The 12,844-nt window shown below is 73.3% G+C and carries 10 protein-coding genes; 6 read left to right on the plus strand and 4 right to left on the minus strand.

The genetic code is table 11. From position 1 onward, the window contains the following. Positions 1-4: 4 nt before the first annotated feature. The 4 genes from DP939_RS21150 to DP939_RS21165 form a co-directional block, all read right to left on the minus strand. A complete protein-coding gene (locus DP939_RS21150) occupies positions 5-1,159 on the minus strand; it encodes an alanine racemase (RefSeq protein WP_225878401.1) in 1,155 nt (384 codons plus the stop codon). A 54-nt stretch (positions 1,160-1,213) separates the two neighbouring features. Next, complete coding sequence (locus tag DP939_RS21155; protein ID WP_113982504.1) at positions 1,214-4,144, minus strand: DUF4153 domain-containing protein; 2,931 nt, start codon at positions 4,142-4,144, stop codon at positions 1,214-1,216. 5 nt (positions 4,145-4,149) lie between these two features. Continuing rightward, complete coding sequence (locus DP939_RS21160; protein WP_113982454.1) at positions 4,150-4,845, minus strand: response regulator transcription factor; 696 nt, start codon at positions 4,843-4,845, stop codon at positions 4,150-4,152. A gap of 62 nt (positions 4,846-4,907) precedes the next feature. Next, positions 4,908-6,986, minus strand: a complete 2,079-nt coding sequence (locus DP939_RS21165) for an amylo-alpha-1,6-glucosidase (protein WP_113982455.1) — start codon at positions 6,984-6,986, stop codon at positions 4,908-4,910. 79 nt (positions 6,987-7,065) lie between these two features. Between DP939_RS21165 and DP939_RS21170 the strand changes: the two genes are divergently transcribed. The 6 genes from DP939_RS21170 to DP939_RS21195 all read left to right on the plus strand — a co-directional run. Continuing rightward, a complete protein-coding gene (locus DP939_RS21170) occupies positions 7,066-8,676 on the plus strand; it encodes a serine/threonine-protein kinase (RefSeq protein WP_113982456.1) in 1,611 nt (536 codons plus the stop codon). Between the two features lie 3 nt (positions 8,677-8,679). Beyond that, positions 8,680-9,477 carry a hypothetical protein gene (locus tag DP939_RS21175; RefSeq protein ID WP_113982457.1) on the plus strand — a complete coding sequence of 266 codons (798 nt, stop codon included), beginning with the start codon at positions 8,680-8,682 and terminating at the stop codon, positions 9,475-9,477. Beyond that, positions 9,470-10,957, plus strand: coding sequence for a serine/threonine-protein kinase (locus DP939_RS21180; RefSeq protein ID WP_113982458.1), 1,488 nt, complete (start codon positions 9,470-9,472; stop codon positions 10,955-10,957). Before DP939_RS21175 ends, DP939_RS21180 begins: the two co-directional genes overlap by 8 nt. After that, positions 10,950-12,311 (plus strand): hypothetical protein, encoded by a 1,362-nt coding sequence (locus tag DP939_RS21185; RefSeq protein ID WP_113982459.1) that lies wholly within the window; start codon positions 10,950-10,952, stop codon positions 12,309-12,311. Before DP939_RS21180 ends, DP939_RS21185 begins: the two co-directional genes overlap by 8 nt. Positions 12,312-12,404: 93 nt before the next feature. Beyond that, positions 12,405-12,602 (plus strand): hypothetical protein, encoded by a 198-nt coding sequence (locus tag DP939_RS21190; protein ID WP_113982460.1) that lies wholly within the window; start codon positions 12,405-12,407, stop codon positions 12,600-12,602. Positions 12,603-12,721: 119 nt separating this feature from the next. Continuing rightward, positions 12,722-12,844, plus strand: a 123-nt coding sequence (locus DP939_RS21195) for a DUF4277 domain-containing protein (RefSeq protein WP_225878402.1), incomplete at its 3' end; no start/stop codon positions are given.

A 12,844-nucleotide genomic window follows, 5' to 3' on the forward strand; every position in this document is an offset into this window, starting at 1 on the left:
CGTCTCAGAAGTACGTGGCGATCAATTCGACCACGACATGACGCTCGTCCACCACCGGAAGGACCCGCCACTTGTCAAACGCCGTGCATGGATGGGATATGCCGAATGAGACCAGGTCGCCGGGCCGCAGGTCGTTCTCGCCGGTCAGCAGCGCGTGCTGGTCCCACATCTTGACCACTTCGCCCTTGACCGGGGACGATTCGCCGTCCGCCCGCCGGACCGCCTTGGGCACGGGAAGGCCCTCGTCGTAGGGCGCGTCGCGCTTGCCGAAGCCGACGATCGTCATGCCCGGCTCGGGGGTGGTCAGCACGTGCGCCCAGATTTCGAGCGCGGGCCGCAGCTCGCCCGCGATCCGGTTGTACGGTGTGCGCTCGCGGTAGATGCCGTCGTCGTGGGTGATGTAGGCGCCGCTGCGCAAAAGTACGCGGGCCTGGCAGTCGGCCAGTTCCCGGCCGATCACGTCGAACCACATGCTGCCGCCCACCGACAGGATCGGGTCGCGCACCCGCAGGTGGTCCAGCGCCTCGCGCATGTCGCCGAGATAGGCGCGCACCTGGTCGGCCGTGTCGAGCGTGCCCTCGTAGCCGCCGACCCCGGCCAGTTCGACACCCGGGGCGGCCTGGGCCGCCGCCGCGACGTCGAGCAGGCCGGCGACCGTACGGCAGCCGCCGCGCCCGCCCGGCTGCCCCAGCTCGGCCAGCACCCGGAACGGCCGGGCCCCGGCGTGCCGGGACATGATCTCGATCTGCGCGACGGAGTCGGCGAAGCACAGGAACTCGAAAGACGGATCGCGCTCCAGCTCGGCCGCGATGGTGCGCAGGCCCGCCGGATCGACGATCTCGTTGGCCAGCATGATCCGCTCGATGCCGTGTTCGCGCAGGATCAGCGCCTGGCTCGGCGTGGCCACGGTGAACCCCCACGCGCCCGCCTCAAGCTGGTCGGCGAGCAGCGCGGGGGCCATGGTGGTCTTGGCGTGCGGGGCGAGTTCCATGCCGTACTCGCGGGCGAAGCCCGCCATGGTGTCGATGTTGTGCCGCAGCGCGGCACGGTCGGCGACCATGAGCGGGAAGCTGAACGGCCCATCGAAGATCGACCGTCCGGCCGGATCCGCGAGGATGCCCTTGGCCGCCCGGAGGTCCGGCTGGTCGGGAGTCCGCAAGGAGACGCCCCTTTCACGCGAAGCCTGATTAGGTGCTTCGCACCTTATCGGGGCTCATCCCGCCTCGCCGCTCCGGTACGGCAGGCCCGCGCAACCGGCCTGCGGCAGCAGCGGACGGGCCACGATCACCTCCCTGGCGCGCTGTCTGGCGAGGTTCCAGCTCTGCCAGGTGGCGGGGTCGTACAGGCCCGCGGCCTTGGCGATGTCCTGGAGCACGCAGGTGCGCATCGGCTCGGGCAGCCGGTCCAGGGCGGGGACGGCCTCCGGGCCGAGTTCGTTGAGGTAGTCGACGTCCAGCCGGCCGATGGTCTGCCTGACCTCGATCTGGGTCGCGGCCACCTGGTGGTCGGGGTTCCAGACCGCGAACGCCACCAGCCCGGCCCCGGTCAGCGCGACGAGCGCCCGGGGCAGCGGGCCGCCGCGGCCGCGGCGCGCAAGGCGTACCGCGCCCGTCACGACGACCAGCACGAACACGGCGGCGAGCCAGACGATGGTGGCGGCCACGGTGGCGCGCAGCCGGGTGTAGCCGTAGGCGTCGGTGTACAGGCCGAGGCGGTGCATGGCGGAGGCCAGGATGACCATGGTGAGCAGGCACAGCACGCCGAGCAGCACGGCCAGCGCCCAGCGCTCCCGGCCGCGCACGGACACGGTGCCCGCGACGACGGCCACCACCGCCAGCACGAACACGCTGACGATCAGGAGCTGGAAGAAGCCCTGCCTGGCGTAGGCGGCGTAGGTCAGGCCCGCGGTCACCGCGACCCGCCGGCCGCCGCCGAACAGCACGGTGATCTGCACCAGGACGAACGCGGCGAACAGCAGGTTCAGCGCGACCAGCGGCAGCGCCCACACCGAACGGCTGACCTTCAGCCGCACGTCGGGGGTCACCGGCTCGGCCACCGGGCGCAGGCCCACCAGCAGCCCGGCCGCGGCCAGCACGCCGAAGGTGAGGAACGTGAGCGCCTTGGCCGGTACGGACTCCAGCCAGCCGGGCGGCGTGAGCAGCATGCCGAGGTAGGAGGAGAAGACGGCGTCGGCGGAGGCGAACAGCGCGCCGAAGATGCCGAGCAGGCCCAGGGTGAGCCCGATGCCCGCGACGAGCTGGCCCGGCCTGCTCGGCCTGCGGCGGATGAGGGCGCGCAGCGGCCCACCGGCGAACCACGGCAGCGGAGGCAGCGCGAGGATCAGCGAGACCAGGCCCCGCAGGAGCCCGTACCAGCCGCGCCCGGCCCCCGAGATCGCCAGCGACACCAGGCAGAATCCGGCCAGCAGCGACGGCACGACCACCCAGACGGCGTGCAGGAACAGGGCGGTGCCGATCAGCGCGTAACCGATCAGGCCGAAGGTGATCGACCAGCCGTCCAGCCTGTGCCGCACGGCGGGGAACACGGCGGCCCCTGCGGCGAGGGACGCGAGCACCAGGCCGAGGCCGGGCGAGCCGTACGGCACGGCCACGATGGCGAACACGGCCACGGCCACGATGGCGGCGAGGCCCCAGGGGGGCATGCCCGGGACCACGGGGCGGGGGAAGACCGGTGGCGGGGTGTAAACGGGGGGGTTACGCGGGGGCGGGGAGCCGAGCAAGAGGGGCGGCGGGGCCGGTTGGGCGACCCGGGTGGCCCCGATGACCGTGCCCACGAACGCTCCGGCGACGGGGCCGAGGGCTCCGAGGCACAGACCGGCCAGTACGTTGAGCTTGACCACCGGGAAGCCGATCAGCAGCCCGGCCCCCAGCCCGCAGAACGAGCCCAGCAGGCAGAACGCCACGGCCAGGCCCCAATTCCTGGGGTAGGAGGAGGCCGGCGGCAGGGTCGGGGCGGGTGGCGGTCCGGCAGGCGGGGCGGCAGGGGGTTCGGGATCGGAAGCGGCCGGGGCGGGTTCCGGCACCGGTTCGGTGACCTGATCCACCGGAGACTCCACGGCGGGGGCCGGAGGCTCGGGTAAGACGGGCTCCAGGCTGGGCGCGGGGATGGGCTCTGGGGAGGGGGTGGTGGGCACGGTGGTCCTTTCGGGGAGTTCGACGACCATGCGGCAGCCGGGGCCCTCGTCGATCCGGACGCCGCCGCCGTGAAGTTCCACGATCTCCTTGACGATCGCCAGGCCGAGCCCGCTGCCCCCGGCGTCGGCGGCGCGGGCGAGGTCCAGGCGGGAGAAGCGCTCGAAGACCTGGGCGCGGGCGTGTTCCGGGATGCCCGGTCCCTCATCGCACACGGTGAGACGGACGCGCGGTCCGTCCGGGCGGGCGGTGACGGTGACGGTTCCGCCGGGCGGGCTGTGGCGTACCGCGTTGTCCAGCAGGTTGGCGAGCACCTGGGCGAGCAGGCCGGGGTCGGCGCGTACGGCGAGCCCCGGCGGCACGTCGCCGCGCACGCGCACGCCGTCGCGGGCCAGGGTCGCCTCCTTCCCGGCCTGCTCGATGAGGGGGCCGAGGCCGACCGGTTCGGGGTCGATGAGCCGCACGCCGGAGTCGAGCCGGGACAGGTCGAGGAGCTGGCCGACCAGTTTGCCCAGCCGTTCGGTCTGGGCGAGCGCGGTGCCGAGCGTCTCCGGGTCGGGTTCGGAGACGCCGTCCACGACGTTCTCCAGTACGGCCCGCAGCGCGGTGATCGGCGTGCGCAGTTCGTGGCTGACGTTGGCGATCAGTTCCCGGCGCTGCCGGTCCACCTCGCCGAGGTCGGCGGCCATCGCGTTGAAGGCGCTGGCCAGCTCGCCGACCTCGTCGCGGGAGGTGGCGCGGACCCGCTCGCCGTACCGGCCCTTGGCGATGGTCTGCGCGGCGGCGGCCATGTCGCGCAGCGGCTTGGTCATGCCTCGGGCCATGAGCTGGACCAGGACCAGGGCGAGCCCGGCGGCGACGGCGATCCGCGCGTCGCGGGTGTACCCGAGGTTGATCCCGACCTCGTTGACGACGAACGCCGCCGCCACCGCGAGCAGGATCACCACGCCTAGTTTGATCTTGATGCGCCCCAGGAAGTCCAGCGGTCGCATCCCGGTCACCCGGTCTTGGCCAGGGCGTAGCCGACGCCGTGCACGGTCCTGACCACGTCCGCGCCGAGCTTCCTGCGCAGCGCGCGCACATGGCTGTCCACCGTCCGGGTGGCGGCGGCCTCGGAGAAGCCCCAGATGTCGGCCAGCAGGCGCTCGCGCTCGTAGACCTGACCGGGCCGGTCGGCGAGGCGGCGCAGCAGGTCGAATTCGGTCCTGGTGAGCTGGGCCTCCGCGCCGCGTACGTACACCCGCCGCTCGGCCGTGTCGATCTCGACCTCGCCCACCTTGATCACGGTGTCGCCCGCCGTGAGCTGGGCGGCCCGTTCGACGCGGCGCAGCAGGGCGCGCACCCGGGCGACCAGTTCGCGCATGCTGAACGGCTTGGTCACGTAGTCGTCCGCGCCGACGCCCAGGCCGACCAGCAGGTCGGTCTCCTCGCTCAGCGCGGTCAGCATCAGTACCGGTACCGGCCGCTCCGCCTGCATCCGGCGGCACACCTCCAGGCCGTCAAGCCCGGGCAGCAGCCGGTCGAGCACCACCAGGTCGGGTTCGAGTGCGGTGTAGACCTGTAAGGCACGCGCTCCGTCGCCCTCGACCCGCACCGCGAAGCCCTCGGCGGCGAGCCGGTCGCGGACGGCCCGCGCGATCGTCTCGTCGTCCTCGACGAGCAGGACCGTGCGTTGTCGTCGCTGGTTGGCCATGCCGGAAGACTAAGGCGTGCCGGTGCAGATACTCCTATCCACAATGTGAAGAACCGGTGCAGTCAGGTCAGGGTGAGCCCGCCGGGCAGGCCGGTGAGGGAGCCGTCCCCGGCGGCGTCCACGGCGGCCTCCACGTCGGCGCCCGCGATCCGCAGCCCGCGTACCGAGAGCGCGCCGAGCGGGGCCCCGGCGAGCGGGCGCAGCGCCACCCGGCCCGCCGGAACGTCGGGGCGCACCCCCAGCACCGCGTTGACGATGGACACGGCCGCGGCGGCGCTCCACGCCTGGGGGCGGCAGGCGGTGGGGTAGGGCACCGGCCTGCCGAGGGGCTCACGGTCGTCTCCCGCGTAGAGCTCGGGGAGCCGGTGGCCGAACGCCTCGGCGGCGTCGAGCAGCGAACGCGCCAGGTCCGCGGCCGACTCGTGGTGCCCGGCCGCGGCCAGCCCGGTGATCACGATGACGGTGTCGTGGACCCAGACCGAGCCGCAGTGGTAGGACAGCGGGTTGTAGCCCCCGTCGCGGGCGGACATCGTGCGCAGGCCGAACCCGCCGGACATCTCGGGGGCCGCCAGCAGGCCGGCGACCCGGCCCTCCTCCTCGGGGGAGAGCAGGCCGGTGCCGAGCAGGTGGCCGATGTTGCTGGTCAGGGAGTCCACCGGGCGCTTGTCGCGGTCGAGGGCCAGGGCGGGAAGCGGGCCGTACGGGCCGGTGTCCACCCAGAAGCGGTCGCGAAAGCGCGCGGCGAGCGCGGCGGCGTACTCCCGCCAGCGGTCCCCCTCCCCCGGTTTGGCGAAGGCGTCCAGCAGCGCGGCCCCGCCCGTCGCCGCCTCGTACGCGTAACCCTGTACCTCGGCGAGCGCGATCGGGTCCGCCGCCTGCCGCCCGTCGTGGAACCGCACCGCGTCCGGGGAGTCCTTCCAGCCCTGGTTCGCCAGGCCCAGGCCGCCCTCGTCGACGTACTCGACGAAGCCGTCGCCGTCGGGGTCGGCGTCGCCGCCCAGCCAGCCGAGCGCCGCGCGCAGCGCGGGCAGCAGCGCGGCGACCTCCTGCTCGGGCATCCCCCAGCGCCAGGCGTCGTGCAGCAGGCAGATCCACAGCAGGGTGGCGTCCACGGTGCCGTAGTAGACGGGTGGCAGCCGGATCCGGCCGCCCCGGCCGGTGACCGTGTACTCGCCGCGGCGCAGTTCGTGCAGGATCTTGCCGGGGGCCTCGCCCGAGTGGACGCCGGTCGCCTTGCCCTGGCGGCGGGCGAGCACGCGCAGGGTGCTCTCGGCCAGTTCGGTGCCGAGCGGCAGCAGCATCCGGGCGGTCCACAGGCTGTCGCGGCCGAACAGCGTGAGGTACCACGGCACGCCCGCGCCGATGAAGGTGTCGCCGGGCGCGGTGGCGTCGGCCATCCGCAGCGAACGCAGGTCGTCCAGCGAAAGCCGGAGCAGCCCGGCCAGGCGGCGGTCATCGGCCCGCACCTCGGGCTCGGACCACTCGGCCGGGCCGGTGGCGGCGATCACCACCGCGCCCGGGTCGGTCACGCCCGCCGACCAGCGCAGCACCGCCCGCCCGCCGGGGGCGAGCGCGACCTGCCAGGCCAGCCGGGGGTCATCGGCGGCCTTCGCGCGCGCGTCCTCCCCCACGACGGTGGTGGTCACGCCGCCGGGGCCGCGCCAGACCAGGGCGCCGTCCGCCTGGCTCACGGCGGACGCGGGCTCCCCGGCGAAGCCGGACCTGACCTTCTCCATCGGCGCGAAGTCGCAGCCCAGGGCCAGGCTCACATCGATGGCGAGCGGCCCGGCGGCCGACGAGATGATCGTGATCTCCTCGCGCAGGCCCTGCCCGGTCACCGTGCGGAGGCGTTCGATCCGGACCACGGGGTCGGGGCCCTCGTCGCCGAGCCAGCGGGCCAGCGCGACGAACCTGGCGACGCCGGGGCCGCCGGGCGCGTACGCGACGGCCTCCGGCTCCAGGCCGTCCACCAGCAGCACGGCCCGGGACAGCACCCGGTGGTCCGCGTGGAACACCCCCTGTGCCCCGATGGGCCTGATCTGCCCGTCAGGGCCGCTCAGCGCGCTGGTCGGGGCGAGGATCACGGCGGCCAGGTCGTCCAGCCGGGGCGGCACGCGCTGCTCGGGATACGCCGCGGACATGCGCTCTCCTCCCGCCGGGGCCTCCCTGCCAGCCTGACAGAAAGCCCTGGAGGCCGGTAGGTGGCCGTACGGATGGTAAATGGCTATTTTGCTATGGGCCATGCAGTCGGACGGGGAGGGCCCATTGATCGGCGCTCGACGGCTGGCCGGACGCTACCGGTTGCTGAACCCACTGGGGGAGGGCACGGTGGGCACCGTCTGGCTCGCCCTCGATGACGTACTGGGCAGGGACGTGGCCATCAAGGAGGTCCACATCCCGCCCGACCTGTCCGAGGACCGCCGCGCGGAGATCCGCGAGGCGGCCGTCCGCGAGGCCAACGTGGCCGCCCGGCTGCGCCATCCGTCCATCGTGACCGTCCACGACGTGCTGGTGGAGGACGGCCGGCCCTGGGTGGTGATGGAACTCCTCAGCGGCGCGTCCCTGGAGCGGACCGTGGCCGAGCGCGGGCCGCTGCCGCCGCACCAACTGGCCAGGGTGGGCGTCCACGTGCTGTCCGCGCTGGCCGTCGCGCACGCCGCCGGGATCGTGCACCGCGACGTCAAGCCGGGCAACGTCTTCCTGACCAGGACCGGCCGGGCGGTGCTCACCGACTTCGGGGCCGCGGCGATCGAGGGGGAGACCACGATCGGGCGTACCGTGCACCTGATCGGCACCCCGGCCTACGTCGCGCCGGAACGGCTGAGCGGCGCCGACGACGGCCCCGCGGGCGACCTGTGGTCGCTGGGCGCGACGCTCTATTTCGGGGTGGAGGGACGCCCGCCGCACGACGCGGAGTCGCCGATCGAGGTGCTGCGCAAGGTGCTCACCGAGCCCGCCCGCCCGGCGGAGCGGGCCGGTCCGCTCGGCCCGGTGCTGGAGCACCTGCTCGCCGCCGACCCCGCCGTACGCCCGCCGCTGCCGGTGGCCGAGCGGATGCTGCGCGACCTGGCCTCGGGCCGCACCCCTGCCCTGCCGCCCCCTCCCCCGTCGCCCACCAGCGCGCCGACCGGCCCGCAGCCGCGCGGGCGCGGCCGTACGTGGCTCGTGGCGGCGGCGATGATCGTCGGGTTGCCGCTGGTGAGCACCGGTACGGCGCTCGGCGTGAACGCCGTGGACCGCGCCGCCGCGCCCGAGCCGAAGCCCACCAGGCTGAGCGAGGAGACCGGGAAGTACGCGATCCCGCTGCGGTTCTGCTCGATGCTCACCGACGCCCAGATACGACGGCTCGTGCCGACCGGCCCCGCGGGCGAGCCCAACAACCGGGAGGGCTGCCAGTGGCCGGGGAAGGGCGTGGCACTGACCATCGAGCTGGTCGGCGGGCGGGGATTCGGCCTCAGCAGGGAGGAATCGACCTGGGGGTCCAGCCCGGCGCGGGCGCACGAGTGGTACCGCAACGAGCTGAACACCGCCTTCCCCAGCGGGACCATCGGCTGGAAGTGGCCGGACATCGGCGCGAAGGGGATGCGCTCGGCCCGCGTGACCGACCCGGAACCGGTCACCGGCATCGGTGACGAGGCGTTCGCGATCCACCAGTACGACAACAGGACCCATCTGAAAATGGAACAGAGCTACATAGTGACGCGCGTGGACAATCTGGTCATCAAGGTCGGCTACACCGCCCTCGACGGCGCTCGCGACGAACGGACGCTGCGCCAGAGCGCGGCGACGGCGGCCCGCTGGTTCATCACGGCCATGGACCGGACGGCCTGACCCATGCACCGGCACACCCCGAGGGACGGCCTTCCCGCCATGCCGCCCGGCGAGTCCAAGGGCCCGCCACCGGAGCAGCCGGTGGCACGCTCGCACGGCACCCAGCCCACGATCGACGGCTCCAAGCGGACCGGCGTGCTGGTGCCGCGGCCGATCGTGGTGCTCACTGTGCTGCTGATGGTGGCGATGGCGGCGGCCATCGGGGTGCTGGGCGCGCCGTACCTGCGGGGCGAGCGGCCCATGGCGGTGGCCACGCCCACCCCCACCCCGGCCGCCTCCGGCGCGAAGGGCCGGTTCGCCGAGGTGCCCCGGGCCTGCGGGCTGCTCAGTGACGCCCTGGTGGCCGAACTGCTGCCCTCCTCGCGCACCTCGCAGGTGTCCGAGCTGCAGTGCGAATGGCGGGCGGCCTTGGAGTCCGGCAAGCCGTCGAACGGCAAGTACGACATGGTGCTGCGGCTCGTGAAGTACGAGCAGGAGGCCACGGGAGTCGCCAAGGCCAAGGAGTACTTCTCCGGCAAGCGCGACGACTTCGTCCGCAACGGCCAGATCAACACCCCCGCCCCGGCGCCGCCCGTCGCGCTGTCCGGCCTCGGGGACGAGTCCTTCGGCTACACCAAGCCCATGACGATCGGCATGTTCGGCGACTCCGTCAGGCGCACGGTGCTGTGCCGGATCAGCAACCTCGTCGTGGAGATCGAGTACGAGCGCAGCGGGACCAAGGAGGACAAGGACGGCAGGCTCGCCGCGGGCGCGGAGAAGGCGGCCCGGGCGATCGTCGCGGAGCTGAACGCCCGTGGCTGACCTGGAACACCCGCCGCCGCCGCTCGCAGGTCGCTACAAGCTGGAGGAACGGCTGGGCGCGGGCGGCATGGGCGTCGTCTGGCGGGCCCGCGACCAGCTGCTGATGCGCGAGGTCGCGGTCAAGGAGGTGCGCCCCGCGCCGTACCTGCCCGAGGCGCAGCGCGCCGACCTGAGCGAGCGGACCATGCGCGAGGCCCGCGCCGCCGCGATGCTCTCCCACCCCTCGATCGTGGCCGTACACGACGTGATCCTGCACGACGGCCGCCCGTGGATCGTGATGGACCTGGTCAAGGGCAGTTCCCTGGAACAGGTCGTGAAACGGGACGGCCCGCTGGCACCTGAGCGCACCGCGATGATCGGGCTTGCCGTGCTCGACGCGCTCACCCACGCCCACCGCGGCGGGCTGATGCACCGCGACGTCAAGCCGGGCAACATCATGATCGCCGACGACGGGCGGGTGCTGCTCACCGACTTCGGCATCGCGACCCTGGAGAACGACACCGGCCCGACCCGGCCGGGCAGCCTGGTCGGCTCGCCCGGCTACATCGCCCCCGAACGACTGCGCGGCGTGGCCGAGGCGCCGCCCGCCGACCTGTGGTCGCTGGGGGCGACGCTTTTCGCCGCCGTGGAGGGCCACTCGCCGTTCCACCGGGCGACGCCGGTGGCGACTCTGGGCGCGGTGCTCACCCAGCCCACGCCGGAGCCCGCGCACGCGGGGCACCTGGCGCCGGTGCTGATCGCCGTACTGGAGAAGGACCCGCGGGTGCGCCCGGGAGCGGCCGAGTTGCGCACCGCCCTTCGGCATGTCGCCGAGGGACGCCCGGCCCCCGCGCTGCGCCGCAGGTCACCGACGCGGCGCAGGCGGATCATGGCCGCCGCGACGGCGGGTGTGGCCGCGCTGGCCGTACTAGGCACGGTACTGTGGACGATGTCCCGCGACGGGTCGGGCGGGACCGTCGCCGCGACGGGCACGCCGTCCGCCGACCCGCGCGCCGGGCGGTTCACCGAACTCCCCGACCCGTGCGGCCTGCTCACCCTCGAACAGGGCAAACTGGTCCTGCCCACCCCCAGCCCCCAGGTCGATACGGCGCGCCAGCAGTACTGCGACTGGGGCGGGTCCAGCGAGGTGCGGTGGCTCCGGGTGCGGCTGACCCTCTACAAGCCGGCCAAGAAGCTCACCGCGCCCGAGGTGGCCCACGCCTTCCTCGTCCACCACCGGCAGAACATGGCCGCCGACGCCGGGACCTCCCCGGTCGGATCGGTCTTCCCGCTGCGGTCGGTCACCGGTGTGGGTCAGGACGGCTTCGCGTACGAGGGCACCAGCCTGGACCGCACGTCGAGCACGGTCGTCTTCCAGTCCAGCAACCTGCTCGTGGAAGCGGACCTGTCGATGAAGGGCAAGAAGCCGACGGAGGACCTGAAGGAGCGGGCGCTCAAGTCCGCCAGGTCCATCGCCGAGGAGCTGAACAGCCGTGGCTGACCCGGGTTCGGCGCTGCTCGGCGGCAGGTACCGGCTGCTCGGCCGGCTCGACCAGGCGGGCGGGCCGTGGCGGGCGCGCGATGAGATGCTGCACCGCGACGTCGCGATCAGCGAGGTGCCGCTGCCGCCGCCAGGGCCGGGGCGCGAGTCCGTGCTGGCCACCGTGCGGGCGGCGGCCGGGCTGCGGCACCCGGCGATCGTCACCATCCATGACGTCTTGGTGACCACCGACCGGCTCTGGATGGTCTGCGAACTGATCCCGGGGCGCACACTGTCCCAGACGCTGCGCACGGAGGGCCCGCAGCCCGCCGAGCGGGTGGCCGACATCGGGCTGCGGGTGTTCGACGCGCTGCGCGCCGCCAAGGCGGTCGGCGTATCGCACGGCGGCCTGTCCCCCGACGCGGTGGTCATCGCCCCGGACGGCCGGGTCGCGGTGTCCGGGTTCGCCACCACCGGGTCCTATGGCGACGACATGCGGGACCTGGGGGTGATGCTCTACACCGCGCTGGAGGGCCACCCGCCGGGCGGGCAGGGCACGCCGATGACGATGGGCGACATCCCGCTCACCGACCCCGAGAACGCGCCGCCCCCGGACGGGCCGCTGGCCCCGCTGCTGGCCGCGCTGCTCCAGGACGACCCGTCCTCACGGCCGGACGACGAGTCGGTACGCCTGACGCTGCTGCGCATCGCCCCCCGGCACCGCCTGGGCCGCCGCCGCGGCGTGCTGCTGCTGGCGGGGGCGCTGGCGGTCCTGCTGGCGGCGTCCGTGGCGGGGGTCCTCCTGTGGCGCTCGGGCAGGGCCGAGCCGGTCGCCGCTCCCACCCCGTCGCCGCCGCTCGTTCTCCCGACCCACTTCGACGCCCCGCTCGACCCGTGCGGCTTCCTCACCAAGGACCAGATGCGCGAGGTGGGCGTCTCCCTCAATCCCACGAGACGCGACCACGAGTGCGGCTGGATGACCGCCGACAGCAACCTGCCGCGCTCCTTCCGGCGGACCCTCACGATCTACGCCCTCCACTTCACTCCCAAGGACGGCGACACGGGCGCCGAGCGGGCACGGTTGTACTTCGTCAATCGCCTCCAGCAGGAGATGGGCCGCAAGACCGCGAACTTGGGGCAGCCGGTGCGGCACACCGTGCCGCCGAAGATCTACGACGGGCCCGGCGAGCAGGCGTACATCACGGAGTACACCGGAAACGGCCTCACCTACGGCTCGGAGGTCCTTTACCGGGTGGGCAACGTCCTGATCGCCGTGCAGTACTCCCGGGGCAACGACGCCGACCCCGACCGCGTCACCTCCACGGCGGCGAAGAAGATCGCCGGGTGGATCGAGCGGTCGATCGCCGCGGGTTAGCGCCCTGGAACCCCCGGCCCCCGCCCGATCGTTGTCCTGGCGACGCACAATGTGAGGGCGGGGCATGTGCCCCACCGATAGGAAAGGCCCATCATGTCGCCACTGGGGAAGTACTACGTAGGCGCGGCCATCGCGTCCGTCCTCGTGCTCCTGCTGCTGCCGCTGCCCGCACTGGCCAACTGGATCATCGTGCTCGCCCTGCTGGGCGCCCCGGTGGCCGGCTATTTCATGCTCGACCCCAGCCAGCGCGAGCGGCTGAAGCGGGTGCGCAGGCGCGGCCTGGGCCGCTAGCCCCGTTTTCCGCACGTGAGGCTTTTTGAAGATCGCCGGGTTGCCGTGGTGATCGTCGTCGCGATATCACCTGGCTGGTGAGACAGCGTGCGCAGTGGGGCCAGGCCAGTGTCGAGAAGATGCTCGGAGCGTTACCGGTCATCGCCGGGTTCTGCTCGCGGTTACGGATCCGGGAGCTGGTGGATGCGGCCTGCCCGGTGCGGGACACGGCGGAGTTGACGCATGGACAGGTGATCGAGGCG

Origin of the sequence: Spongiactinospora rosea, from assembly GCF_003315795.1 — a bacterium.
GTDB classification, from domain to species: Bacteria; Actinomycetota; Actinomycetes; order Streptosporangiales; family Streptosporangiaceae; genus Spongiactinospora; species Spongiactinospora rosea.